The organism is Enterococcus malodoratus ATCC 43197 (genome assembly GCF_000407185.1).
Taxonomy (GTDB): Bacteria; Bacillota; Bacilli; order Lactobacillales; family Enterococcaceae; genus Enterococcus_A; species Enterococcus_A malodoratus.
The window spans coordinates 135,801-161,740 of the sequence record NZ_KE136484.1 but is presented as its reverse complement, the minus strand read 5'-3'; the positions used below and the strand labels follow the sequence as shown (position 1 = coordinate 161,740).

Genomic DNA, 25,940 nt, shown 5'->3' with positions numbered 1-25,940 from the left:
ATAGGTTGAAAATAATTGGCTCATCTTCAACCTATTTTTTCTGTCTAATCTATTTTAAATCGAATCGGTTAATGTCCAGTCAATTGTACCCGTATACTGTTCACCTGCAGCTACTTTGTTCATTGGTATTGCTGGAATCTTTAAGTTGATAGTGGTAAATTCTCCTTGCCAATAGCCCTCCCCACGACCATCCGCATCGCCAGGATTCGTTTCTCCAGAGGCGCTCATAATTAACGTACTTGCTTTTTTCAATTCTACTGATGTAGTCATACTATCTGGTGTGTGCGCATCAAAACTAAGAGATGTTGGTGTTGATGTCCATGGATTCGTTGGCGGTGTTGCGGGTGTCAACTTATTGATCCCTTGAGTCATTGTAATTGTTGCCCCATCTAATTTTTTACTCGCGCTAACCGCTAAATCGCCCGTTAATTTCGCTTCCAATCTCCAACCAGAAGCACGTGTCCCACGAACATCTCCAACCGCAAAATGTTTCGTTGCAGTATTGGTGCCGCCCGTCCCGCCTGTGTTGCTGGCCGGAGTGCCTTCCCAGTTCGTATCAATCGGAATGATTGTATCTGTCGTAACAACACTTGTTGGTACTGCTGTTTCCGCGAAGTTAAATTCTTTCGGTACATATAACAAACCAAAATCACCAGTTGGCGGAGTAACCGGTGGAACAATTGGTGGATCAATCGGAGGAGTAACTAATCCTCCTGACTTAAACTTTATTGACCCATTCGACTGTCCCTTATAATCTGTTGCTTCTGCCGGTGATGCAGTAGTAACCAAGATGCTGCCCAAAAGTGCTGTGCTCAATAAACCCGTTACTAATTTCTTCTTATTCATCTCTTTCTCTCCTTAAAATAATTTAATTTTGTATATCAAAAATGTACATACGATACATTTGATACTAAAATAAGAACAATAGGTAAAATTCTAAGCTGATTCAAGATTTCTTTTCCAGTTTTGATTAAAACTAGGAATCGGCCTATAAACGTTGATATAACAACGTTTATCTATAGTGATTGACGGTAACTGACGGCTTTTGGCTTTGTTTGTGAATTTTACCGAATTCTTTTTTATAATTTTTCGAAAAAAAAATAAATTATTACTTAATAATCTTTAGTAAGCGCTTACTTTCGGAGAGCAAAAAGGAGTACGCCAATAAAGGGAAATTCTTTTAAAAAAACGTTCGCTATTTATTTATGTTGTCTATTAGCGATCTCCATTCGGTAAATATCCTCTATCCGCTGCTCCATCATTGAGTCTGCATAGGTATCTAGGGTTAGCTTTGTCGAAGCGTGTCCCAGCATTGCGCTAACAGATAGGATATCGCTTTGTACTTCTAAACAACGTGTCGCAAAGGTATGGCGTAGTTGATGGAAATGAATCTCCTCTAATCCGCATTTCTTTCGTAATTGATGGAAATGATAGGTTAACAACCGTGGTTCCATTGGATGATTGTTTGTGGAGAATACAAATCTCCCTTTGGCTCGTCGTTGGTGTTTTAATAGTTCTCGTCTTAATGATTTACTCATTGGAATTGAACGTGTACCGGAATCGGTCTTGGTAGAACCAATGACTAATTGTGTTTTTTGATCTTTCAGGCTTAATGCGATTCGCTGATAAGTACGATTCACATGGATTAAGTTACGATCAAAATCAATATCGCTCCATTGTAAAGCAGCGATTTCTCCGATCCTAAGTCCTGTATACAATGCTAGATAAGTTGGTAAGCCGTGATCTTTCTTCTCCTTTAACGCCATTTTCTCAAGGTTGGATTGCTCCTTTTTGGTTAATGAGCGAATTTTCTTGTTACTTGCTTTTGGCAATTTAATTGATAAAAAGGGATTCTCCTTTACCTTATTTTTTTCTTTCGCATAGCTTAAGCATTGGTTCATGACTCGTAAAATTACCTGCATCGTAGAAAGCTGCAATCCTCGTTTAAACCATTCCGTGACGACTCTTTTTCCGATTTCTTCGTTTAACTCATTTAAATAGAAATGCCCAATAAAGGGAAAAACGTAGTTAAATAGTTTATATTGGTACGAACTATACGTAGAAGGTTTTACCTCTTTTTGTATTTCTTGTAACCAAAGTTTTCCCCATTCCTCTAGAGGAATACAGGCATCCCCGTAGATTTCTTGCTGCGTATGATAGTGGGCTTTCAATGAATAGAGTTTGATTCGTACCTCTTGAAAAGCTTTTCCATAAATGTAGCCATATTTGATCTGTCCGTTGGTTTTATAGCCCTTTTTGTAGCGGCCTTCCCAACGTCCATCCTTTCGTTTGTAAATATTTTCTCCTCTTCGCATAATTTCTTCCTCCTGACGGCTTAATTGACGGTAAATATCTCGTTACTTTAAACGATTTCAGCTCTAATCCACTTCTTTTTAATGTGATTCTCTGTTAATAGAATATTAAAAATGTCTTTTTTTAATAAATTAAAACTATATATTGATTATTCTTATGCGTTATCATATAATAAAAACAAATCAATTCATTTTTTTATTAGATAATTGTTTTTTAGAAAGAATTTTATTCCTAGTTTTAATCAGACTATGTAATAATTTAAATGAAAATAACATCCATAGCAATCAAATATCACCTAAATAAATGAAGGCATTTTCTCTAAAACGTTGAGAAAATGCCTTTTTTCATGTCAAAAATAGTTTTCATATTTTTTATAAATAAAAATAAGGATTAATTTTTCTATTTTATTTAATAATTCGCAAAAGCCGTTTTTTTGTTTTTCTTTTTTTCAAATAAAAAATAACACCATCTCAAAAAAATTTTTTATCGTATAGTTGTTTTAGAACCACAATTAAGCGCTTTTATAAGGAGGAGTTAAAATGAATGAAATTAATATTGAGGATATTTTGGATTACAGATGTTGGAATCCGATGTGGGACGCTTTTCTTTCTGTTACGGATATTTATGATCCATTGGAGATTCAGGAGATTATCTGCATTGTTCCCATGCCTGATCGCTCGGGTGTACTGATCATTTCTGACAGCGGTTTTTATACTACAAATGAAACAGCTCTAAATGCTTTAAAGCAATTCTCTTTCGCTCACTGTCTTCCCGAGTACCCTGTTCTGTCTTCTGTTCTTAAAGATATTGGTGCCTTTGGGAGATACAAATTCCCCTGGGCTTGTCCGAATTTTACCTTGTGTCCATTAGAAGGAGTCAGACAAAGTATCTGGATCAATCCCCTCAAAATAGAAAATATCTATGAATTGGGCGGTCTTCATTATGCGCAATTGTTGAACGGGATAAAACTGATGGTGCCTGTTCAACGCTACTATGCTCTTTTACGGTCTGAGATTGCTTGTGGAGTCTTGGCAGCGATTCGCCAAGATACCTCTGATCTTTCTAGTCGGCCGATGGACTACTTGAAGATTCCCAACACTTCCTTTGGACGGAGTCTGGTCAAACGTCCCTTACTTAAAAAGTTTGTCACCTGTAAATATGAGATTCATCGCCGCTACCAACGCGCACGCTTCCTTCATTATTTCGAAAAATTAGAAAAAAATCCGCAAGATCTTCATTGGGAAAATTGGCAATAAGGCACACAAATAGCTGGATGACTCGTTCATCCGGCTATTTTTATATCCTTCAGCCCCTTTTAGAAGCAAAACCTTCACTATACTTCTTTTCGCTGAGACAAGTCAAAGACCAATTTCGATTTTGACTGTCCAACTTCGAACATTCGAAACGAAAACTCAACGTTTCTAAGCCCTAAACGTTCGAAATTGAACCGTTGAGATCGAAATTGCGGTTCGATTTATTTTTTTAAATCCGCTATCTTTTAGTCACCGGCCGGAACAAAAATACAAAACATGGAGGCGTTGAAGAATGATTCAAAAATTAGGCACCAAATTACAAGTCCACCTATCACAACTAGGCGTACAGAAATTAAAGAAAGTGACTTTCCAAAATATCGTCGATGATCCTGACGAAAATGAAATCATCACATTAGGTGAGATCATGAAAGATTTAGACAAAGACGGTACCTTGCTCGATGGCGTGATCGTCACTAGTCAATCGCGAGTAACGAAATCAAGTAACTAATTAGAAAAAAAGAGGAGGAAATAAACGTGAAGAAAATTGTAGCGATCTTTAAAACCAGCGTCGGCCGCTCTCAAACATGGAGCTACGCTGATCCTGGTGAAGGCAAATCAACCGAAGAAATTCGCGGCATCTTAGAAAGATTCACTCTGCTGCATCTATTTGAAAAGGACGGCGAAAAGCTTTTTAACGAAGTCGTCAGCGCCAAGTATGTCGAAACTGTGGAAACAATTATTTTTTAATCAACAGCATTTAAGGAGCCGCGGCGCAGCAGCCGTGCTCCTTCCTTAAAAGGAGGAGGAAAATCTATGAATGAGCAGCTCTTGTCGTGCCGACAATTGTTTAATTTGAAACCAAAGACCTTAGAAACAAGAATCACCAATTTTTATAATCAAACTCAAAATAGCAGTTTAACGATCCAATATATCCTGACGTTACGCGTGAGATATCAGCTCGGTGCGCAAGAGTTTGCTCACATTTTGAAGGATCTTGTCCGCTACCTGTTCATGAATACCAAAGCGACCCGGACTATGAAGCGGTTCTTTTACTACTTCCAAGATTACTTCATGGCACCGGAATGGCGTTCACTGCGTTTACGATTATTCACTGTTAGAAGTTTTGGTGAGAAAGTTATGTCCATCGCCCGTTCCTTAGTCTCAGCTGTCCGTCCTGATGAAACAAACGAACCTTGATAGATACGAATGACCTGCGCAAAGAAAGATAGAGAGGAGAATAGGCAATGGCAAACTTAATCGTGACCTTCCTGAACGGGGAAGGAAAAAATCATGACTGGACGTACAAAGATGTGGACACTACTTTGTCAGGACCAGAGATCAAAGAAGCTTGCGAACTACTGACGAACTTAGATATTTTTGAAAAAGATGGCGTAAAACTATTTGATTCTGTGGTTACTGCCAAGACTGTAACGACCATTGAAACAACGATTTTTGATGATGAGGCGGAGCAACCGATCAGCAAGAAACCAGCTATACCAAAAATAGCGCCTTTTCCACACACAGAACCTGTGGATAATGTGGAAAAGTCTGGGGAAATCTATTTTTACAAAGCGACCCCTGTGGATAAGGTGGGTATAACTCCAGAACCTTCTTCAGAACCGAGAATTAGCCCCTATTTATTAACAAAAAATGCGACACAAATCGGAGAAATACGCACGATAAATATTGAAGAAGATTCTGCTGAAAGCCCTTCAGATCAACCGCCACCGCGGCAAGCCCAAGACTCGGTGAGAACTAAACCCAGTCTGCTCAATTGGTTTCGCAGAAATAAAAATAGGAATAAGGACGACCCGGATATTGACTCATAAAGCGTGGTTTCCCCATGATTTCCACAGCTAAATTCTGCCTTTCTCTAACGAACTGCGCGTAGGTACCCGCTCACGTCGTCACCCTCCAGATTGATTGGAGAGGAGGTGATGAAAACTTGAGTGAGCTCATGCGATATGTCCTCGCGCCACTCTTTGTGGGGCTGATCATTGCCCTCGTCAACCACTGGTTGAGCGGGCATGATCCGTGACGACTGAAACGTAAATACACCTGCGGCCATTTTCGCCGCAGGTGCTTACATATAGAATGGAAACAAAAAAGAGAGCATCTGCCCTCTTTTCTATTTCTCAGCTTATCGTTTTATTAAGGTAGGTTCGATCATGATCTTATCTTTTCTATTTTCGATAAATTGCCGAAAGGCTTCACGACCGCTTTTCGACAGATGATAATCAATCGTTGAAAGGTTCAGAAGCTTGCTGGCTAGTAGATTGTCCTGCCCAATGATCAGCGGGGTCTTTTTGCCGCGGTAAAAATCATAGATGCCCGCGCTGACTTCATCGCCGTTTGTGAGGATGCCGTCTACTTGATTGTTCTCATAGAAGAATTGACCGGCTCGATAGCCATCTTCATAGGTCCGACAGTTGCGCACAACACTTGATTCATCGAAGGAGTCGAAATTGGCCTTCGCTAACTGTAAAAAGAGCTTCGTACTATTGCTGTAGCGTTCATTTCTGCCCACGGTCATACCGATCTTTTTGATGTTGTGTTCAAAGAAATAGGCCATCGCATCCATGAAGGCTTGCTCTCGATCAATCGAAACACTCGCTACCTCTTCATCCGGGACCGATTCACAAAAGATCAATGGTCCGTATTGCTGGTATTCAAGTATCTTCTGTAGACTATTTACCTTTGAAGTAATAAAGAGGCCATCGTATTGTTTGGTAGAGAAATCCTCCAAGTAGCTCAGTTCTGTTTCCCGATCATAGTTCGTAGGCAAAAGCGTGACCTTATAATTGTGTTTAAAGGCTTCTTCGGCTATGCCACTAACCATCTGCTCAAAATAAGGACGCTGGAGGGATGGAATGATCACCCCGATATTGTAGGTTTTCCCGATGCTTAAATTTCTGGCGATCGAATTCGGACGATAATTCAGCTCTTTGATCAGCTTCAAAATTTCCTGTCTTTTTTCCTCATCCACATAGGGATAATTGTTGACGACACGGGAAATCATCGTGGTCGAATATCCTGAAAGCTTGGCCAATTCATTGATCGTTACCATAAACAAACTCCTCATCAAATAAGTGATAGTCTTTTTAGCGCGTTAAAAATACCGTCATCATCGTTCGTATCCGTGACCATATCCGCGCATCCCTTTACCTCCAGCGAAGCATTGCCCATCGCCACACCGATTCCTGAAGCTTGCAGCATTTCCCGATCATTCAAGCCATCACCAAAAGAGACAATATCTTCTTTTACAAACCCCATCTGTTCAGCTAACTCCAAGATAGTCGCTGCCTTTGACACGCCAGCCGGAATGATGTCCACCCCAGCTTCATGCCAGCGAACAAAGTCAAACTTAGAAAAATGCGGTTCGATCTTCTGCTCCACCGTGTGATCGTAAAAGGCCAGAACCTGGTAAACAAGTTCTTCTTTTTTGTCGTGCAGAGGTGGCAATGATCCACCGACATAGCTCATAGCCTCGCGCATTTTTCCCAAATCAAAACTAGACACACGATGCAATTGATTCAAGGTAACAATGACCGAGTCTATCTCTAGCTGAGAGAACTTGTCCAATAGGCTAAACAGATCATCGGCGGCTAGTTCGCTGCCGAATGTTTGTTTATGTTCAATGAATCCGATCGCACCGTTGCAGACGATATAATTTTGAAAACCCAGCAGCTGAATAATCGGTTTAGCGTACAATAAACTTCTGCCTGTCGCTACAAACAAGGTATGCCCTTGCTGCTTCAACCGCGTCAATGCTTCAAGTGTGGAGAAAGGGACGTTCTTCTTACTCCCTAACAGTGTACCATCAATATCAAAAACAACCATTTTTTTCTTCATCGTCGAAGCATTCACTCCCTATCCCTACTTTCCTAGCTGAAAACCAGCGCCTCTTTTAAATAAGACACGACATGGTTCCCATAATCAATAAACGTATACCAGTTTCGATCATAAAAAATGGCAAACTTGCTGACGCCCTTTTCCTGTATGATACAAACATCGTCAATCTCGGACAAATTGATCCGCCGTTTGATGTTCTTAGCAACCATTCCCTTTGGCTTTTCCAGCAGCAGCGTATTTCCCACAATCGCTACTGAAACATAATAATAATCAATGCCCAACATGTCCGTGATTTCTACTACTGAGTTCATCTGAAACCCTCCTTTTGTCTTCCTGCTACTTCTAGTCTAATTTATGAAACCCATTGCAATGCAAGGGAGTTCACGACACTTTTTTCACTTTGCCTCGAACCATATAAAAACACCTGCGGCTTATGTCCCGCAGGTGTTGATTATCTATGATTAGTTTTTCTACAATTCTTCTTTCAATTTTATCGGGACATATCGTTGCATTTGTCTATAGCCTAGTCCCTTTTCGATATCTTGCTGATACTCATTTTCCTCATCTAAATAAGGCATGTTGAACATAAAGCTGCGCGTCGTATCAACCTCGAAGTTTGTACTTTCGACCCATTGAAAGATTTTGTCCTGAACTTTTTGGATACTCTCGTCGTCCTCATCAATGCTGACTGCCATTGCATACAAGCCGCCAGGAAAATCAATCAGTTTAAGCGGATGCACATCTGCTTCGCTGACCCCGTCTTTGACTGCGCAGATCATAGTAGCCTTGTCTTCATTTAGCAGCATAAAATCTAAACAATCAAAGATCACCGGACGATATAAAGGAAAATGCTGCCATAGCTGGAACATATAACCGCCCTTTTTAAAGATGTCTTCAAACGTTTGTTTTCCCGATGTTACCGCTCTAAACGGAGGAATTCTTATAACCATCACGTCTGGAACTTTTTTATCCAACTTATCCGTAATTTCGATCAAGCGATTGATGTTCGCCGGCTTTCCAATATAGTCTACATTGACGATTTGTGTCTCTATATCTTTTGCCTTGTCATATAATTGCTTGATATCCGCATTATCAGAAAAATTCATTCGTTCTATTTCCTCGATAAAATCAAGCACAATCGTTTTCAATTCATTCAGTAAAGATACCTCATCATCGATATTCTCTACTTTTTTCCCTAATACTTCTAAAACAACATCAGATCCAGATGCCTTAAAAATCCGCTGAATATCCTTGATACTGATATTCAATTTTCGCAAAATAAGAATTTGCTCGATTCGCCTAACCGCACTTTCGTCGTACATTCTATACGCCGATTCCTCGCTGCGAGTACTGTTCAGTAAGCCCATGTCCTCATAATAGCGCAACGCCCGTGCTGTGATATTGTACTTACTGGAAACGTCCCTGATCTTCACTAAATTATTCATCCTTCATCTCCTCTTCCCATGACCTGCTTTTATTATGAACTCTTACCCAAAGGAAGAGTCAAGATTTTTTTGGTAATGGGTCTGAGGAGACCTGCTACATTCGCGGTGCGACAATCTTCCTCTCCCTTAGATTGTCTCTGCTCAAATTTATAAACCCTGTTGCACTTCAAGTGGGTTCTTTTACGTATCTTAGAGTGAAAGAACTTTGAACACTGCTGATAGGCCATGCTATAATTGAGGCGAGAAAAACCATTCAGCATGTAAGTTTTCTAGCTGAAAGGTGTGAAAGAATGCAAACATATTTACCTACGAATGATCTATTATTCAAGAAGATGCTGACCTCTGAAGATTCCCCGCATATCCTAAAAGCTTTCGTCAAAGACCTGCTGGGCATCGAGTTCCAGACACTTACGCCAAAAGAAACGTATCATATTGACAGTTATAAAAAATCGTTTGAAGAAATGGACCTAATGAGAACAGAAGTGGATATTCTAGCCACTGGAGAAGATGGCAGCCACGCGACAATCGAGTGCCAGATTCAGCCGCACGCTTATTTCTGTGAACGCTCGCTCTTTTACTTGGCCGAAGCTTTTTGCAGTCCCTTTGGCAATCTCGAAACAAATGACTTCATCCGAGACAATAATTTTTCCGCCTTGCGCCCGGCCTATGGAATCAATATCGTTGATTTCCATTTATTCGATCAGAAGCAAGATGCCTTACAAATTTTTCGTTTATTGAATGATCAGACTCATCAATCATTTCTTGGAACCAATAAAAAGGAGCTGCTGATCCTATGCTTCTTCGGCTTAAAAAATAAAAATAGAGAAAAGCAAAGTGCTATCTATCACTGGCAGTACTTCTTAAAGACTGGTAACGTTCACGATAATGCCTCTGACTATATTAAAGAAGCCAAACGCAAAGTCGATTATTACACTCTTGGAACGGAGGAAAAAGAAATGATCATGAAAATCGATAAATCAAAAGCCATTAATGATGCCGTGATCTCCACCGCTCGGATGGAAGGAATTGAGAAAGGCCATTATGAAGTAGCGCTTAACTTAATTAACATGAATTTTCCTATAGAACAAATAGCCAAGGCTACTGACTTGCCTATTGAGGAAATCAAAAAGCTCAAAGATTCCCGTGATTAGCTTCGTACACCTAAATTTCGAGTTTGGATTATCCCTTGTTCTTACTCGCTGCTTCTTCTAAAATGAAGGTATCAAAGCAAAGGAGGTTCTTGTTTGACTAACTTGTGTTTATTACTGGTGATTTGCTCTTAACTCAGATGAAAAAATTCATTTAATAAGGAGAGCAAAACAATGAACATCACTATTCGAGAAACAACGTCGGAAGATAACGAAACCATCTATCAAGTCGAAAAACGTGCCTTCGGAGAATTGGACGAGGCGGATCTGACTGAGAAGCTATTAGCGGATTCCAGCGCAAAACCACTGCTGTCTCTTTTGGCCTACGATGAGGATAAAGCGGTCGGTCACATCCTTTTTACGAAGGCCGTGATTGCGAATCAAGCACAGCTTTCCGTCATGATCCTTGGTCCATTAGCCGTTGTACCGGATTATCAGAAGCAAGGAATCGGCGGTCTGCTGATCAGAGAAGGCCTGCGTCTGTTGAAAGCTGAACAGGTTGAGCTAGTCTTTGTCTTAGGACATATCGACTATTATCCAAAGCATGGATTCAAACCCGCTTTGCCAATGGGCTTCCAAGCTCCCTACCCTGTTGAAAAAGGAAAAGAAGATGCGTGGATGGTTCAAGCTTTAGACTCTGATTTTCCAATTGATCAGTATGCTGGAACAGTGCGTTGCTGCGATGCCTTTATGCAGCCGGAATATTGGAGAGAATAGAACGTTCAGACCCTTATACCAAACTTTGGTATAAGGGTTTTTCTTTGCAGATTCGCGGGAATTTGAGTATAACTGAAGAAAATAAACCCTCGCGAAAGTGTGAGAAAGGGAGACCATAAAAAATGTATTCATTAGTTCCCGAAAATATGTATGAAATCGAACAAAAGTTGAACTATCTAAGAGGCGAAGGCAAAGACATTACCGAAGAAGAAGTGATTCGCCAAGCTGTGCTGGATAATGGGCAGCAAATCCTTGATGGCGACCTAGAAGGACCCTATTGGAAACTAAAATGGCAGCCGGAAGATCAGACCCTCGCTGTTTTTGACATCATGAACAAAGAGGTCGGTACCGTCAGCAGCTTGTCGGGGTCATTCATCGAAGACTATCGTAAAAGTGCGCCGAATGTGATCCGTCAGCTTGCAGAAGAAATCCAAAAAATCGTTAATAATAATTAATACGCAAAAACCAGCTAGAGCAATTATCTAGCTGGTTTTTGTGTCTCTTTTATCCATTATTCGAACGAACAAATACAGCGACTACCACGACTGAGATGACGGTGAATAGTGCCATCAGCCAAATCTCCGTTTGAAAGTTGTTCGTAATTGAGACGATCAAGGACAAACCGATTGGTCCGCCTATTTGATGCATCGTATTGGTCACACCGCTGGCGATACCCGCCAGTTCGGGCGGCGCTTCATGGACACCCGCTGAGGTAACTGGTGCCAAAATCAAGCCCTGACCTAAACCAAGTATCAGCATCGGAATAAGAATGGCGGCCCAATAGCCATTCGCTGTATTAGAGAATGCCAACAGGATTAAACCGACCGCCAAAATAATCTCCCCAACCAATAAAATCTTATTATTGCCAAATCGAGCCGTTAATTGCGGCAGCTGCATCGCTACGATAAAGTTCACGATCGTAAGCGGCAAGAAAGCCATCCCTGATTGTAAGGCAGAAAAGCCGTACTGACTCTGCATCATCTGCGGCAAAAAGAACCAAAACGGCAGCATCGCCATCATGAATAAAAGGCGCGCCACATAGGCGCCGGAGCGTATTCTATTCTTAAATAGTGATAATGGCAAAAGCGGGAAAGACGTGCTTCGTTCATGCATAATGAACAGTCCTAGAATAATGATCCCCGCAAGGACGAATAGCCCCTTTCCTTCAGTGAAACCATAGATAACTCCAATCAAACCTACAATCGATAGAAGACTTCCGAGGTAATCGATCGTTTCTTTTTTCCTTTCAGAGTTCTCCACAAATCGTAAAGTCAGGAAGAACAAGATCAACGTAAAAGGTACATTGATCAGAAAACCTGCTCGCCAAGAAATGAGACTCGTCAGGCCACCACCTACTAATAAGCCCACACTCGAACCGATCCCAGCCGTCGCGCCATAGTACGAAATGGCCCGTTGCCGCATATTATTTTTATAAGCATCCATAATCAAGGCTAAGGTCGTTGGCGCAATAATGGAGCTGCCGATCCCTTGCACAGCCCGCATCGCGATGACCATCTCCGGTGTTTGAGATAATCCGATGATCAATGAGCTGACCCCAAAAATAATCAGTCCAACTAAAAAGATGCGTTTTCTCCCTAATAGATCTGAGAGGCGCCCGCTTAAAAGTAAAAAGCCCCCAAACGTCAGCGTGTAGGCACTAGATACCCACGAAAGCGCGGCGGCAGATAGCCCTAAACTCTTTCCAATCTGTACAGAGCTCGTAAAAATAATCGAGTTATCCATTAATATCAAAAAATACGCGAGCAATGTAATCGGTAAAATCATACCAAATTTCTGTTTATTCAAATTGTTTAACTTCTTTCTATTTCGTTCATTGTCCGATTTTTTCTAACCATACAGCTATTTCCCGCGAGACTTCTGTTTTTCTTTGCCCTTCAATATCCAGCAAGACGCCATCCGTTTCTCTGCCGCCTTCCACTTGAAAAACCTTCAAGGGTTCTCGCTCCCTTAGCGCCAGTCCTGATCTGTTCAAAACTTGATCCTGCGCCGTAACCGCCATTGGTGTTAAACGGGATCACTGTTTTCCCAGTAAAATCATGGCGATCCATGAAGGTGATCACTGCTTGCGGCAACGCCATATTCCACGTAGGAGCGCCAATGAAGATTCGATCATAGCTTTCAAAATCAGGAATAGCTGTCTTTAGCTCTGGCAGTACAGCTTCATTTTGTTCTCGTTCATTCTGCGAGACTTCTTCTCGGTAGTTTGAAGGCCGCTCCTGTTTCGTTTCGATCTGTGCTAAATCACCGCCTACTTTGTCTTGGATCAATTCCGCGACGACTTTAGTGTTTCCAGTTCGTGAATAGTACACGATCAATGTTTTTGTTTTTTTCATGTCTAACGCTTCCTTTTCTCCCCTTGATTGGCTGATAAAAATCCCGCCAACGGCCGCCGTGAACGCTAATAATATCAAGATGCGTTTCTTGTTCATCGTATGTATTTCCCCGCTTTCAGAGTCCCTTCCGTTCACAAAAAGGCCATGGCACAGCGCAAAGAACTGCTATGCCACAGCCTAGTCATTCATCAGCCAACATCCATCAGAGAAATCAATAAAAATCTGGTTTCGCTTTGTTTTCTGATCCGGGTTCCCATAAACCAATGCTGGCTTTGATATCATTCCGTTTGCCAGTGATATTATCCACGACAAATTGTGCGATCGCCCGTCTCGTAATCTGAGCACCTAAAAAGGGTTCACCTTTTGGACTTGCGACATAATCACTTCGGGTGCCGTTGTATAACCAAGTCATCCGCATATAGGTGTACGCCAGATCACTTGCTTCTAGGGCTTCAATCCCGCGATTATGCGCGATGCTTCCGCCCATCATTCGACTATTCCAAGCGGCGAAAGGTTCAGCGACTTCGCCGTAGACACTTAACACACCTGCTTGGATAATGCGCTTCACACCCGTTTTGTGCATCGCCTCTATCACAACTTCGGTAATCTTTTTATTATCAAAATTCATGTAAACAACGTCTTGATGCGCCATTGCTTTTACTAAATCGGCTAACTTTCCGGCATCGCCAGTCACCTTCGTTACATTTTCATAAGGTAAGCTGTCGGCATTCCGACCGAAGAGTGTCAGCTTCAGATCCGATTGCTCTTGTAATAGCGGAATCAACACCTCTGGAATTTGTCCGCCTGCGCCAATGATCAGTACGTTCATTTTACGTTTCCTTCTTTCAAATCCTGCGACTTATTTCTCGGTATCTAGCATCCGATTCATGAACCACTCTACTTGTTGCGGTGCATCATGATCGAAGAAAGCTGATTCCTTCATATCCAAGCTTGCGATTTTCTCAATGTCTTCCTTCGTTAATTCGAAATCAAAGACATCAATATTTTCCGCCATCCGTTCAGGTCGAACGGATTTCGCCAAAGCGACGATTCCCCGTTGCATCAACCAGCGAAGAACGACTTGCCCAACTGATTTGCCATATTGTGCGCCGATTTCTGCTAAAACTGGATTGGTGAATAGTTCATGATGTCCTTCCGCAAATGGTGCCCATGCTTCTATTTGCACACCGTATTTTTCATGCCATTCTTGGTCTTCGATTCGTTGATTCCAAGGATTTACTTCGATTTGGTTGATTTGCGGTTTTACTTCATTCAAGCCGACGAACTCAATCATTTTCGCTGATTTGAAATTGGATACGCCGATTGCTCGTAATTTTCCGGCTTTTTGTGCAGCAACCATCGCTCTCCACGCGCCATAAGTATCGCCATAAGGTTGGTGAATCAAGTAAAGATCCAAATAATCCAAGCCCATTACAGTTAATGATTGTTCAATAGTTTCAGCGGCCTTAGCTTCAGGTGCTTGTAAGATAAACAGTTTAGACGTGACAAAAAGTTCTTCACGGGTAACGAGACCTTCATCGATTGCTCGTTTGATTCCTTCCCCGGTTTCCTTCTCGTTGCCATAGACAGATGCGGTATCGATCAATCGATAACCTGCTTGAATCGCTTGATAAACGGCTTCTGCTGTTTCAGCTAATGGAATTTGATACACTCCGAATCCTAGCTGCGGCATTTCTACACCATTGTTCAATTTGATTGTTTGCATTTATTTTTCCTCCTCTAACTTGATTACATGACCTATCCTAAACCTTGGAGTTCACTCCATAGCAACTAAAAAGTTTTATTTTTTTCTTTCCCATAATTTTTCTACTTTATCTGGTGTCATCTCGCCTGCCTTAAATTTCGCGATATGATCGTCATAGGTTTCGATTTTATAAGCCAGCAATTCTCTGACATCTTGGATTTCTGCCATTTTCTGATCCAGCTCTTCCAATTGATCGGACAAAATTTGTTTTTGAGCTTCTTCAACACTTTCTTTTCCCCGCAATTGCGCCAGCTGCGCAAATTCAATCAGAGATTCAACCGATAACCCGGCACCGCGCAAGCTCTTCGCCAAATAAATCCAATTTAAATCATTGGTCGTATACTCCCGATAACCGCTGGCATTTCTGCCGACTGGCGGTATAACTCCGACCCGTTCGTAATAACGCAACGTATCCACGGATAAATCAAACATCTCTGCTGCTTTTTTAATGTTCATCGATCCTGCCTCCTCGTTTATATAAATCATCATAAACCATGGAGTGAACTCTAAGGCAAGAAACTTTGCTCAAAAAATATTGGGAATAATCTACAAAAATAGCCGAAACCTGAGTACTCAAGGTTTCGGCTATTTTGCTGTATTTGTATTATCTATTTTTTTACTTTAATTGAGCAAAAATATAGTTCCCATAAATTGAGAGAAACGGATCAATCTCTCCCACTTTTGAGAAATCAATAAAGGTTTGGCCTTTGTATAATTTTTCCAATGTAAAAAAACCGTTTTTTTCCTTCTTAGAAAGCAATTTTAGCCCTTCACTAATCGAGTCATTGACTTCTAGACCTAGATCGGCCGCAAATAATAGAAAGCGAAAAATGCTATAGAAGTAGCGAAATGGATAAGTTAATTTTTGATACTTCTTCTCCTCTAAAAAAAGCTGATGTTGATAGAAATAATCAATTCCTCTTTGAATAGCGGCTTTTACTTTAGACTTTAGAGCTTCATCTTTTGTCGACGCTAAAAATGATCGCAGGCCTTCAAGAACACAGATGGTTGAATGTGGATCGCCCTCATTTTGATCATACCAAGTAAAACCGCCATCCGATTTTTGTTTTTGTAAAATCGAGGCAACAAGCGGCTCCAGTTTTTCATATTCAGGAAGAAAATAGCTAGCATAATTTAGAATCATCCCATCCACACAGATATCACTCTTCATATCCGATTTCGCTAAGTTCAAACCACCCTCTGGCAACTGGCATTCTTCAAACATACTATACAAAATATTTCTACAAGCAGAAGTATCCGGGGAAACTCCGCAATCTTTTAATTGCAACAACGTGTAATGGGTCGAAGTCCATTTAGGTTGATAGTAATACTTTCCCCAATGACCATCAGATTTTTGTTGAGACAACAAGTACTTTCCGTACCCTTCTAGAGCAATTCGCTTTTGAAGTTCAACATCAGGGTTCTGCTTCAAATATTTTGTATACAAATATTGAATACTGATATCTTGATCAGACACCCATGTAGAAAAATTATCCATTTCGCCAAGCTCCTCTCCTGCTTAAACATCATTTCTTTTATTATCTCAAATTGAGCGCGATAAAAGCCATAATAGTTCTGCTATTAATTTCTATATATTCCAATTCGCCAAAACGTCATGCAGACGTTCTTATGCTAGACTAATAATCAAAGCCGACCTCCCCGTTTTGGAGGTCTCACTATTTATTGAATCAATGAGGTGAACAGAATGGGAATGCAAGTAAGCTTTTTCGTCGAAGATCAGCCCGGCGGCGGTTATTTTGAGAAAGTACAAGCGAGTTTTTTTGAGGAAGAGGAAAAAATCGAGAGCTATTATCCGAAAGAAAACCTTGATGAAATCCTTGATGCCGCACTATTACGGATCTTACGCAATGTATTCGATACATTAGAAAAGATCGGTGAGGTCGAAGATTATCTGCAATTTTTAGATTTCAAGATTGAGAATATCTATGACTCCGCCTTTGTCAGCAAACATTTTCTTCTATATAAAAACCCTGAAGTTGAAAAACTGCTGGATCATGTATTGATGGAAGTTGCTGACCCGCTATCCGAAGGTTATTTCGAATCAATGATCGATTATTTAGAAACGAATATCGATGATGAAGTATTTGTCGACTTCCGTTTAAACGGAGAAGAATTATTGCTGGAGGTTCAAAGCCAAGGGAAAAAAGTCAGTCAGATCGAACCCTTAAAACAATTAGTGATCGACTACGACGAATCCTTTGACCGCGTGGCGACAGAATTTTTGGAGAGTTTCATTTGATTTCAGGCATTAAAAATAAGCCTTCTGACATCCGAAAACAGGTTGTCAGAAAGCTTTTTCTAATTGATTTCATATGTTTTTCTGGCTGCTAACTATTTAGCGTCTCGTACCATTTTTGCACCGCTTCTCCATGCCTGACCAACTTTTTCACCAATCGCATAATACCCGTTTTGGAATTGATCAAATGCAAAAGCATTCAATTTAGTAGGATCAATCTTGCCTTTTTCGTTCAGCACTTCTTCATCAGCCAGGACATTGAGCACTTCACCGATTACCCGATATCCGAATTCGTCATCTTGAATTTTTACAACCTTGCACTCCAATGTGAGCGGGAATTCCTCTACCACCGGAGCATCTACCTTGTCGCTCTTTACAGCATGCAATCCGCTGCGTTCGAATTTATCGACGATCTTATTTCCCGAAACCATTCCAAAAAAATCGGCTTCTTCCAGATGCGGAATATCTGCAATGCTAAGGGTAAACGCGCCTCTTTGCCGAATGTTCTCTGCCGTTTTATGGGTTTTCGTAATATTGAGCGCGACCATGTTCTCCCCGCACATCCCACCCCAAGCCATATTCATTACATTTACAACGTCGTCCTCACCATAAGTGGAAATCATCAAAACAGGCATAGGAAACAGATACGGGTGTACGCCAAGTTCTTTTTTCATACCAAAACTCCTCCTTATAAAATCGTTCTAGACATCGTTCATCTATATTGTTATGGTATTAACAAACTAGATGATAATCAAGTACCGATATTTTTGTAAGTAACTTACCCAGAAGAAAGCAAGGTGTTTATATGAGTAACAAATGTATTCGTGATGCCAAGTTCGAAGAAACAGGTTTCAGCTATACAATGTCGCTGATCGAAGGCAAATACAAGATGACTATCCTGTATTGTTTAGAGGAATATACTGTTGTCCGTTTCAATGAGCTTCAGCGCTATCTCAAAATTATTTCAGATAAAACACTGAGCCAAAAGTTAAAAGAATTACAAGCCGATGGATTAATCAAAAAAGTCATCTACCCACAAATCCCGCCTAAAGTAGAGTACTCCCTAACAGAACGGGGAAAATCGCTTATGGGTGTGTTGGATCAAATGTGTATCTGGGGCGAGAATAATCGGGTGGAATCTTTATAAAAAAAGTTTTCGATCATGACGATTTGATTTCTTCGTCTTTATACTATTTGTTAATGATAACTAAGCTTTTTTATAACCAATAATATATATATTTCTTTTCAATTAATTATAATAAACAATAACTAGTGTTTGATTTTCTAATTTTCTATCGACATGCTATGCTTAATATGTATTAAAGTTCGGGCCCGTTCTTGATACCATTAAACCTAAAAGGAGCATATATCATGCCAAAATGGACTGCTAGATTGACCGTTATTAATACTACGAATCAAGACTTAAAATTGGCTAGTAAATACATTTACAATGGAAATTCAATCGTATCCTTTCCAGAAATCATCCCTGCAAAAAATGAAGGCGTTTACGAAATATTTACTCCATCAGGGAAACCCTTAGGTCCTGAATTCAAGATCAGCTTAGTCGCGCAAGGAACAGACAAACAGAATTCATTGGGCTCTTTTGAATTCCATGTAGATATTCCTTATTGGTCTTCTAGAAATACTCTTCAATACCATTGCAATCGCGATTTGACTTGCCAAGTATCCCCTAGCACCATCTATGACAGTGATCATAATTACAATGGGGAAGTAAAAATCGGTGCTCGTGTGACCAATGACGCAGAAAATAAAAAAATACTCAGTGAAAAAGTTAGTTCATAAATAAAACGAAAGAGTGCTGCGGCACTCTTTTTTGCATGATTTCTGTCTTTCATTTAAGCCAGACATTTATACTACTCGGATTCACCCGCAACCTTTTGGGGTAAAAGTTCTGCTGGGCAATACCAGGTCAGACAGTTGATCGATCCTCCTAACGTAGAAAGTTCGCTGACATCCACTGAATGAATCTTCTTTTTAGTATATTTTGACACCGTATCGATGATTTTCTGATCTGATTTAAGACCATATTTCGGTACATAAATATCGTTTTCGGTTTCCATCATATTGACATAAAGTCCCTTGGCTGATGGGATCGTCTCATCGTATTGGCCTTCTGCTTGATAATTGGATGGCAGATCAATGATTTTTATTTCAGGCGCGGCCTGTTTGATTTGCTGCCTCACCGTCTCCTTGCCTTCAAAACCACCGATAAATAGGACATTTGATTGAATAAAATGAACCTGGCCATCCGCATGGCCCAATACATCACCAGGCTCTTCATCTATCAGAATGACTTTGTCGACGTTCAATAATTCCTTGAGTTTATTGACTAATGACTCTTGGCTGTACTCAGGATTATCCTTCAAGATCCTCTTAGTAATAATCACCGTTTTCTTCCCATTGTAAATAAAGTTTCCGCCATCTAACACGATATCAGATTGTTTATAGTCAAACTCGTTTTCCTTAAGCCAATCTTGAAAACGGGCTTGGATCTTTTTGCTTTGTTTCTTTGGCAAATAATCAGGCGAGTAATTGAATTTCACTAACCGGTCAGTCACCACTGGGGCAACATCCCTAATCCAGATATCCCCATAACCAATTTTTATGCTGTTCATATCTTTTCTGAATTGCTTTATATCCTTCATAAATGGTTTGTAGTACGTATCCACGCGATCGGGATAGCCGGTAAAAATCGTTTCCCGAGTATTGGCGCAGCCTGTAATTGGAAAAAATAGACCACCCATAAAAAACAGTGTCAGTATTTTTTTCATCTTGGAACACTCCTCTCATTTCGTAGCTAGTATACATGCCCTTTTAGTTATAATAATTAATAAAAAATATAACCCCGCCGCGACAATAGAAACTGCCTCTTGACAGGTTTCGAATATATTTTATTTAAATTATTTATATAAAAATCTCCGAGAACAATTATTCGCTTTTAAAAAAAGAAAGTAGTAGAATCAACTTAACTTATTAAAAGTAAGTGTTTTACGAAGAGTTGAGGAGGTCATTCATCGTGAAAAAAATCGGCTTTTTGAGTTTTGGTCATTGGATGGACCAAGGGTCAATTGTTAAAACAGCAAAAGATTCGTATTTGCAATCGATTGAGTTAGCGGTCGAAGCAGAAAAGATCGGGATCGACGGCGCCTATTACCGCGTGCATCATTTTGCGGATCAAATTGGTTCCCCATTCCCATTACTTTCAGCAATCGGCGCAAAAACCAGCAAGATCGAGATCGGGACTGGTTTGATCGATATGCGTTACGAAAATCCTTATATGATGGCGGAAAATGCTGGTCTGACAGATATTATTACTCAAGGAAGAGTGCAGTTGGGCGTGGGCCGTGGTTCACCCGAACAAGTACTAGATGGCTGGAAATATTTTGGCTATGACTACAGCGAGGATGAAATCAAAGATATCACTCGTGAACGGACATTGGAATTCTTGAAACTGATCGAAGGCGGACGTTTCGCTGAACAAAATCCGCAACCAATGTTTCCGCAAGCACCTGGGAAACTACGTTTGGAACCTTATTCAGAAGGATTGCGTCAACGTATCTGGTGGGGAGCTGGTTCAACCCGAACAGCGGTCTGGGCGGCTCAACATGGAATGAACTTGCAGTCATCAACTTTGGTGAACTACGAAACGAACGAACCGTTCCATGTCCAACAAGCGAAACAATTACGCGCCTATAAAGAAGCGTGGAAGGAAGCCGGTCACGACTTCGAACCGCGGACTTTGGTAACCCGTTCGATCCAACCAATCACTTCCGACTTGGATCGTCAATTGTTCGGGCATCAAGGCGACGATGCCAACTACGATCAAGTTGGTTTCCTAGCATATCACCAAAACCCAACGATCTTCGGCAAAACCTTTGCCGGCGAACCAGATAAGATCGTCAAGGAATTAGCGGAAGACGAAGCAATCAAAGAAGCGGATACCGTACTAGTCACGATTCCGAATACTTTGGGTGTAGAGTACAATATGCATCTACTTGAAAGCATCGTAAAAGATGTCGCCCCTGATTTGGGCTGGAGATAGATACTAGAAGAATCAAGCTAACCTGCGCGCAGGTTAGCTTTTCTTTTTGACCGCTCCGGATTATTTCCCACGAATAATATGATAGAATTTATAAAAAATAGCAGATTTGAATCGAAGGGTCGTGGAAAAATGGGGACTGAACAACTCGTTACTGACAGATTGATTTTGCGGAAGTTGACTGTCGATGACAGCCGCCAGATGTTCAACAATTGGGCGTCTGATCCGGCAGCGACAAAATACCTGCCTTGGAAACCGTATCAAAAGCTGGAAGACGTTTCTGCTTATTTGAAAACTATCGAACATGAGTATCAGACTCACGATACTTTTTGCTGGGGAATTGAGCTTAAGGAGTCGCGACAATTGATCGGTTCAATTTCTGTCGTGGACGATTATAAAGAGATCCAGACAATGGCGATCGGGTATGTAATTGGACAAAATTGGTGGCATCAAGGCTACACCTCCGAAGCATTATCAGCAATAATCGATTTTTTATTCGAGACAACATCGGTCAATCGACTGGAAGCTTTCCATGATGCTGAAAATAAAAACTCTGGATCGGTTTTGACTAAATGCGGTTTTGTTTTTGAAGGGGTGCTTAGACAAAGAGGCAAAAATAATCGCGGCGTCGTTGATCAATGCATCTACTCTCTTCTTCGTCAGTAACGAAAAGAAGCTGATCTGAGAAAAATCAGATCAGCTTCTTTTTTAGTTTATTTTACAATTGAAACATAACCCGTGCTTACGGTATTCGCTACTTTATAGTATCGATCTGGATAATCCTCATCATCCATGATAAATACAGCAAGAGCCATATCAGTATGGCCAGACATGATGATATTCATATAGTGCCCACCTTTTGTGTAGTCATTCGCTCGGCCAGCTTCTCGTTCACCTTCAATGTATTGATTAAACATCTGCTGAGCAATTAATTGCGCAAGGAGTGCAGAGTTGCCATTGACCGCGGATTTCTCAATGTATACATAAGTATTATTTTCGCTAAAGAATCCCATCTTTTGAGAACCCACTTCCCGCTCTACCACATAGGTTCCATCACTAGCCAAATTACTTGGACGGGTATGAGAGAATTTATACATGACTTCGACTGCCCGTTCCGCAATTTCGCGATAAGCCGCTTCATCCTTGGTATTGCTGACTAGTTTCTCTTTATATTTGGTCTGTTCTTCCTGAACTAGTCTCTCAAAATGCTTCGCTACTTCTTTTGAAAACTCAACATTGACCAATTTATCCGCCTGTTCCACGGTCACTCTGGTATTGTCGGTTACTATCTGTTCCTTGATTGTTTTGAGTTCAGCATCATCCGCGGATTTGATTGCTTCAATGATTGGATCTACGATTTTCTTATAGGTAACAGTCGTCGTATACGTCGTGATTGTATCACCATTCGATAATCTTTCGACCGTCTTCACCGGTTGCGATTCGGAAACTTTTTCATAGCCTGTCAGATCAGTTAATTCTTTTCCTGACTGATCAACGTTTTTGATCACCTCTTCATCTTTGTTCACTATTTTGTGGTATGTCATTGTTGTCGTATACGTCGTGATTGTGTCGCCATTCGATAAGGTTTCGATCGTCTTTTCTGGCACTGATTCGGCGATCTTGAAATAGCCGTCTAAATTAGTCAGAACATTGCCGGCTTCATCGATGTTGTTGATCACTTTCTCATCTTTGTTCACTATTTTGTGATACGTTACTGTTGTCGTATACGTCGTGATCGTGTCGCCATTCGGTAATGTTTCAATCGTCTTTTCTGGTGCTGATTCGTTGATTTTGAAATAGCCTTCTAAATTAGTCAAAGGATTTCCAGCTTCATCGACATTGTTGATCACTTCTTTATCTTTGTTCACTATTTTGTGGTACGTCACTGTTGTTGTATACGTCGTGATTGTATCGCCGTTTGGTAGTGTTTCGACCGTCTTTTCTGGTGCTGATTCAGAGACTTTCGCATAGCCAGTGGTATCAGTTATTGTATTTCCTTCGTCATCCATCAGAATTGTGACATGCATATCCACATTAGCAGGAATATGCGGCAACTTATTTTCAACCTCTGTGGCTGTACCGTTTGCTTTATCGACATGCTGATTGGTATCTGCTGTGGAATTCTCTGCCTCTTTTCCTTCTGCTTCGACAGTTTTCGCCTCATTTGTAACTCCTTGAATGAGCTGATCTAACTCAGCGATACGATTGTCGAGAGCTTGGATTTTATTTGCTAAACTGCTGATCTGCTCCTCTAATGCAGTGAGGCGATCATTGCATTGAGACAGCTCTGCTTGAATTTTTTTCGCTTCATCACTAGTTGCTGCGGTTGATGACTGAGGCAAATTGGCTAATTCTTGTTGTGCTGCTGTTAGAGTGAGCTGCGCCTGTCCAATAGCGCGCTCAATCGATGCTTTTTCAGCGACACCAGAATTCAACGTGGCCTCTGCCTTGCTATAAGCGGCTTGTGCAGTATTAACGCTTTGCTGTGCAGCGGCTACTTGTGCTCCGTACGCATTCAACTCTCCTTGCGCTGCGGCAAGCTGTTGGTTCAATTGTTCAAGCTGTGCTTGGATGGCCGCATCACTTCCTGCTTGGCTCTGCAAAGTGGATATCTGTGCGCTGACATCATTCACCCGCTGCTGCGCGGTTGTTTGATTTGCAGTCGCTGAATTGATTGCTGTTTGCGCTGTCGTTAATGCAGTTTGTGCGGATTGTTGAGCTGTTGCAGCAGCCGCGACATTTTGCTCGACAACTGCTAGTTGTGCAGTGAGTCCGTCATAATTGGCTTGCGCTTCTGTCACCTTGGTGGTCGCAGCCGTTTGTTTTGCTTGCAGCTCGGCATAGAATTCCGTATTTTCTTTGTTTAACGCCTCTGTCAGTTTTTGCTCTGCCTCTTGTTTTAATCGTTTCGCTTCCTGCCGTTCTTTTTCGGCTGTTTGTTTTTCGCTTTCAGCCTGTTCTCGTTCTGCTTCTGCCGCCTGTTTTTCTTTTTCGGCCTGTGCTTTATCGATTGGCGTCTCTGCTTGATTAGCTTCCACTTCACCCTTAACAGTTACCATTGAGGACTTTTCCACTCGGTTCGTTTGGGTCTTTTGTGTTTCGGCTGGTGTCACACTCGTAGTTTTTTCGCCATTTTGAGAAGAATTCGACGATTGATTGGCAAAAGGTTTTGAGGGATCGATCTTATCTGCCTCGGTAAGTTCCTTCTCGTTGATAGCGTTTCCATTTTGGTCCGTTACTGTAATCTTTGAACCATCAAATTTGATCGTTGTTCCAACAGGGACGGTATACTGACTGCCTTCTTCAAAACCATTCAGTGCCATTAGCGTCTGCCATTTCACATTTACTGCCAACCCGATATTGTAAAACGTATCGCCTGCTTCAAAGGTATAAGAATTCTTGCCCACTTGCATTTTTGCTTTGATCGTCTCCACAGAATTGGCCTGCCAAACCGCGGATTGAACGTTCTCAGGACTAAAAAGGATGGCACAGCCCAGTAGTAAAATGGACAAAAGTAATCCTTTAAAAATTCCATTTTTCCATAATTTGTACCTTTTCGCTCGATATTTTTGTTCTACATTATCACGCAAACGATTCATTCCGAATTTTCCCATCGCACTACTCCATTCTTTTTTGATAATACGAACACCAATATTATAACTTTTGTTATTTTTCAATTCTACCTGTTTGTAAAAACAGATTTTTCTAAAAATAAAAAAAATATTCACTTTTTGAATTAATGAAAAAACATTGCGTTAGCAAAGCAAAATTATTACGATATAGTCCATCTAGCGTTATACTTTTAGATGTAACTACTATATTAGGAGGTTTTTCTTAATGGAACAGTTGAGATTAAACAATGGTCAAATGATCCCGCAATTGGGATTAGGCGTTTTTAAAGTTCAAGACGCAGACGATTTGAAACGTTCAGTAGCTGATGCATTGAAAAGCGGGTATCGTCACTTTGATACTGCAACGATCTATCACAATGAGGCGTGGCTTGGCGAGGCGCTTGCTGAGAGCGATGTGAAACGTGAGGATCTATTTATTACGTCAAAAGTTTGGAACAGCAACACGACCTATGATGAAACGATCGCGGCTTTCCACGAATCATTGAAGAAATTGCAGACAGATTACTTGGATCTTTACTTGATCCACTGGCCAAGCGAAGGCTATAACGAAAAATGGCGAGCAATGGAAACCTTGTACAATGACGGCTTGATCAAATCGATCGGGGTTTCAAATTTTGAACAACCTCATCTCGAAAAATTGATGACGACCGCAAAAATCAAACCAGCAGTCGACCAGCTTGAAACACACCCGTACTTCCAACAAAAAGAGCTGCATGCTTATTTGAAGAGTATGGATATCGCTCATGAAGCTTGGGGGCCACTTGGCCAAGGTAAGAGCAATGTGTTGGAAGATCCGACTTTGGCAAAAATCGCTGAAGCACATAACAAATCGGTCGCTCAAGTCATCTTGCGTTGGCACTTGCAACGTGACATCATCGTGATTCCAAAATCTGTTCACGCAGAACGGATCGCGCAAAATATCGATGTCTTTGACTTCACCTTGACCGACGAAGAAATGAAGCTCATCGCAGCGATTGATAAAAATCAACGCGGCTCTGGTGATCCTAACGACGAAGAATTTTTGAAGGGCACATTGAGCAGAAAATAGCCATTCGAAGTTTTAATCGCAACCTACTCACTTAGGTTGCGGTTTTAACAAAAGAAGCTAGTCTGACAAACATCAGACTAGCTTCTTCATTTACTA

30 protein-coding genes are annotated in these 25,940 nt (G+C 41.0%); 15 read left to right on the top strand and 15 right to left on the bottom strand.

The genetic code is table 11. The features are described 5' to 3' along the window. Window positions 1–54 precede the first annotated feature (54 nt). Together I585_RS21555 and I585_RS21550 are read right to left on the bottom strand one after the other, a co-directional pair. On the bottom strand, window positions 55–846 hold the full coding sequence (locus tag I585_RS21555) for a WxL domain-containing protein (protein ID WP_010741243.1): 792 nt from the start codon (window positions 844–846) through the stop codon (window positions 55–57). Window positions 847–1,199: 353 nt separating this feature from the next. Next, on the bottom strand, window positions 1,200–2,315 hold the full coding sequence (locus tag I585_RS21550; RefSeq protein WP_010741244.1) for a tyrosine-type recombinase/integrase: 1,116 nt from the start codon (window positions 2,313–2,315) through the stop codon (window positions 1,200–1,202). A gap of 537 nt (window positions 2,316–2,852) precedes the next feature. Here I585_RS21550 and I585_RS21545 point away from each other — a divergent pair. From I585_RS21545 to I585_RS23295, 6 genes are all read left to right on the top strand, one after another. After that, the gene (locus tag I585_RS21545; RefSeq protein WP_010741245.1) at window positions 2,853–3,569 is read left to right on the top strand and encodes a hypothetical protein; all 717 of its coding nucleotides are present in this window, start codon (window positions 2,853–2,855) and stop codon (window positions 3,567–3,569) included. A gap of 289 nt (window positions 3,570–3,858) precedes the next feature. Then, window positions 3,859–4,074, top strand: coding sequence for a hypothetical protein (locus tag I585_RS21540; RefSeq protein WP_010741246.1), 216 nt, complete (start codon window positions 3,859–3,861; stop codon window positions 4,072–4,074). A gap of 26 nt (window positions 4,075–4,100) precedes the next feature. Continuing rightward, window positions 4,101–4,313 (top strand): DUF2922 family protein, encoded by a 213-nt coding sequence (locus I585_RS21535; protein WP_010741247.1) that lies wholly within the window; start codon window positions 4,101–4,103, stop codon window positions 4,311–4,313. Window positions 4,314–4,379: 66 nt separating this feature from the next. Then, on the top strand, window positions 4,380–4,763 hold the full coding sequence (locus I585_RS21530; protein ID WP_010741248.1) for a hypothetical protein: 384 nt from the start codon (window positions 4,380–4,382) through the stop codon (window positions 4,761–4,763). Window positions 4,764–4,810: 47 nt separating this feature from the next. Then, window positions 4,811–5,395: a DUF2922 family protein gene (locus I585_RS21525; RefSeq protein ID WP_010741249.1), complete on the top strand. Its 585-nt coding sequence runs from the start codon at window positions 4,811–4,813 to the stop codon at window positions 5,393–5,395. A 128-nt stretch (window positions 5,396–5,523) separates the two neighbouring features. Then, window positions 5,524–5,604 (top strand): type I toxin-antitoxin system Fst family toxin, encoded by an 81-nt coding sequence (locus I585_RS23295; RefSeq protein WP_111945109.1) that lies wholly within the window; start codon window positions 5,524–5,526, stop codon window positions 5,602–5,604. 102 nt (window positions 5,605–5,706) lie between these two features. On the opposite strand, the gene I585_RS21520 is transcribed toward I585_RS23295, so the two are convergent. The 4 genes from I585_RS21520 to I585_RS21505 all read right to left on the bottom strand — a co-directional run bounded on the left by I585_RS21520 (window position 5,707) and on the right by I585_RS21505 (window position 8,863). Beyond that, window positions 5,707–6,633, bottom strand: coding sequence for a LacI family DNA-binding transcriptional regulator (locus tag I585_RS21520; RefSeq protein WP_010741250.1), 927 nt, complete (start codon window positions 6,631–6,633; stop codon window positions 5,707–5,709). Window positions 6,634–6,647: 14 nt separating this feature from the next. Further along, window positions 6,648–7,418 (bottom strand): Cof-type HAD-IIB family hydrolase, encoded by a 771-nt coding sequence (locus I585_RS21515; protein WP_034709647.1) that lies wholly within the window; start codon window positions 7,416–7,418, stop codon window positions 6,648–6,650. Window positions 7,419–7,450: 32 nt separating this feature from the next. Then, window positions 7,451–7,729 carry a hypothetical protein gene (locus tag I585_RS21510; protein WP_010741252.1) on the bottom strand — a complete coding sequence of 93 codons (279 nt, stop codon included), beginning with the start codon at window positions 7,727–7,729 and terminating at the stop codon, window positions 7,451–7,453. A 159-nt stretch (window positions 7,730–7,888) separates the two neighbouring features. Then, window positions 7,889–8,863, bottom strand: coding sequence for a MerR family transcriptional regulator (locus tag I585_RS21505; protein WP_010741253.1), 975 nt, complete (start codon window positions 8,861–8,863; stop codon window positions 7,889–7,891). Between the two features lie 290 nt (window positions 8,864–9,153). Here I585_RS21505 and I585_RS21500 point away from each other — a divergent pair, with 290 nt between their 5' ends. The 3 genes from I585_RS21500 to I585_RS21490 all read left to right on the top strand — a co-directional run bounded on the left by I585_RS21500 (window position 9,154) and on the right by I585_RS21490 (window position 11,183). Then, window positions 9,154–10,014, top strand: a complete 861-nt coding sequence (locus I585_RS21500; protein ID WP_010741254.1) for an Rpn family recombination-promoting nuclease/putative transposase — start codon at window positions 9,154–9,156, stop codon at window positions 10,012–10,014. A gap of 171 nt (window positions 10,015–10,185) precedes the next feature. After that, window positions 10,186–10,728: a GNAT family N-acetyltransferase gene (locus I585_RS21495; protein ID WP_010741255.1), complete on the top strand. Its 543-nt coding sequence runs from the start codon at window positions 10,186–10,188 to the stop codon at window positions 10,726–10,728. A 122-nt stretch (window positions 10,729–10,850) separates the two neighbouring features. After that, window positions 10,851–11,183: a hypothetical protein gene (locus I585_RS21490; RefSeq protein ID WP_010741256.1), complete on the top strand. Its 333-nt coding sequence runs from the start codon at window positions 10,851–10,853 to the stop codon at window positions 11,181–11,183. 49 nt (window positions 11,184–11,232) lie between these two features. Here the strand turns inward: I585_RS21490 and I585_RS21485 are convergent, their stop codons facing one another. The 6 genes from I585_RS21485 to I585_RS21460 all read right to left on the bottom strand — a co-directional run bounded on the left by I585_RS21485 (window position 11,233) and on the right by I585_RS21460 (window position 16,345). Next, entirely contained in the window at window positions 11,233–12,534 is a 1,302-nt protein-coding gene (locus I585_RS21485) for an MFS transporter (protein WP_010741257.1), read from the bottom strand. Window positions 12,535–12,623: 89 nt separating this feature from the next. Continuing rightward, window positions 12,624–13,178 (bottom strand): flavodoxin, encoded by a 555-nt coding sequence (locus I585_RS21480; RefSeq protein ID WP_010741258.1) that lies wholly within the window; start codon window positions 13,176–13,178, stop codon window positions 12,624–12,626. 115 nt (window positions 13,179–13,293) lie between these two features. Next, on the bottom strand, window positions 13,294–13,911 hold the full coding sequence (locus tag I585_RS21475) for an NAD(P)H-binding protein (protein WP_010741259.1): 618 nt from the start codon (window positions 13,909–13,911) through the stop codon (window positions 13,294–13,296). Window positions 13,912–13,941: 30 nt separating this feature from the next. Further along, window positions 13,942–14,808: an aldo/keto reductase gene (locus tag I585_RS21470; RefSeq protein WP_010741260.1), complete on the bottom strand. Its 867-nt coding sequence runs from the start codon at window positions 14,806–14,808 to the stop codon at window positions 13,942–13,944. A 75-nt stretch (window positions 14,809–14,883) separates the two neighbouring features. Then, window positions 14,884–15,303 carry a MerR family transcriptional regulator gene (locus I585_RS21465; protein ID WP_010741261.1) on the bottom strand — a complete coding sequence of 140 codons (420 nt, stop codon included), beginning with the start codon at window positions 15,301–15,303 and terminating at the stop codon, window positions 14,884–14,886. Between the two features lie 160 nt (window positions 15,304–15,463). Next, window positions 15,464–16,345 carry a prenyltransferase/squalene oxidase repeat-containing protein gene (locus I585_RS21460; protein WP_010741262.1) on the bottom strand — a complete coding sequence of 294 codons (882 nt, stop codon included), beginning with the start codon at window positions 16,343–16,345 and terminating at the stop codon, window positions 15,464–15,466. Window positions 16,346–16,552: 207 nt separating this feature from the next. Here I585_RS21460 and I585_RS21455 point away from each other — a divergent pair, with 207 nt between their 5' ends. Continuing rightward, window positions 16,553–17,107: a hypothetical protein gene (locus I585_RS21455; protein WP_010741263.1), complete on the top strand. Its 555-nt coding sequence runs from the start codon at window positions 16,553–16,555 to the stop codon at window positions 17,105–17,107. A gap of 92 nt (window positions 17,108–17,199) precedes the next feature. On the opposite strand, the gene I585_RS21450 is transcribed toward I585_RS21455, so the two are convergent. Beyond that, window positions 17,200–17,778, bottom strand: a complete 579-nt coding sequence (locus I585_RS21450; RefSeq protein ID WP_010741264.1) for a flavin reductase family protein — start codon at window positions 17,776–17,778, stop codon at window positions 17,200–17,202. Between the two features lie 131 nt (window positions 17,779–17,909). Here I585_RS21450 and I585_RS21445 point away from each other — a divergent pair, with 131 nt between their 5' ends. Both I585_RS21445 and I585_RS21440 read left to right on the top strand, forming a co-directional pair. Continuing rightward, window positions 17,910–18,251 carry a winged helix-turn-helix transcriptional regulator gene (locus tag I585_RS21445; RefSeq protein ID WP_010741265.1) on the top strand — a complete coding sequence of 114 codons (342 nt, stop codon included), beginning with the start codon at window positions 17,910–17,912 and terminating at the stop codon, window positions 18,249–18,251. 224 nt (window positions 18,252–18,475) lie between these two features. After that, window positions 18,476–18,907, top strand: coding sequence for a hypothetical protein (locus tag I585_RS21440; protein WP_010741266.1), 432 nt, complete (start codon window positions 18,476–18,478; stop codon window positions 18,905–18,907). 71 nt (window positions 18,908–18,978) lie between these two features. Here I585_RS21440 and I585_RS21435 read toward each other — a convergent pair whose 3' ends face one another. Further along, on the bottom strand, window positions 18,979–19,896 hold the full coding sequence (locus I585_RS21435; protein ID WP_010741267.1) for an agmatine deiminase family protein: 918 nt from the start codon (window positions 19,894–19,896) through the stop codon (window positions 18,979–18,981). A gap of 245 nt (window positions 19,897–20,141) precedes the next feature. On the opposite strand from I585_RS21435, the gene I585_RS21430 reads away from it, so the two are divergent. Both I585_RS21430 and I585_RS21425 read left to right on the top strand, forming a co-directional pair. Beyond that, the gene (locus I585_RS21430) at window positions 20,142–21,167 is read left to right on the top strand and encodes an LLM class flavin-dependent oxidoreductase (RefSeq protein ID WP_010741268.1); all 1,026 of its coding nucleotides are present in this window, start codon (window positions 20,142–20,144) and stop codon (window positions 21,165–21,167) included. A gap of 129 nt (window positions 21,168–21,296) precedes the next feature. Beyond that, window positions 21,297–21,830, top strand: coding sequence for a GNAT family N-acetyltransferase (locus I585_RS21425; protein WP_010741269.1), 534 nt, complete (start codon window positions 21,297–21,299; stop codon window positions 21,828–21,830). A 47-nt stretch (window positions 21,831–21,877) separates the two neighbouring features. Here I585_RS21425 and I585_RS21420 read toward each other — a convergent pair whose 3' ends face one another. Continuing rightward, the gene (locus I585_RS21420) at window positions 21,878–24,778 is read right to left on the bottom strand and encodes a LysM peptidoglycan-binding domain-containing protein (RefSeq protein ID WP_010741270.1); all 2,901 of its coding nucleotides are present in this window, start codon (window positions 24,776–24,778) and stop codon (window positions 21,878–21,880) included. Window positions 24,779–25,001: 223 nt separating this feature from the next. Here I585_RS21420 and I585_RS21415 point away from each other — a divergent pair, with 223 nt between their 5' ends. Further along, complete coding sequence (locus tag I585_RS21415) at window positions 25,002–25,844, top strand: aldo/keto reductase (RefSeq protein WP_010741271.1); 843 nt, start codon at window positions 25,002–25,004, stop codon at window positions 25,842–25,844. Window positions 25,845–25,940 lie beyond the last annotated feature (96 nt).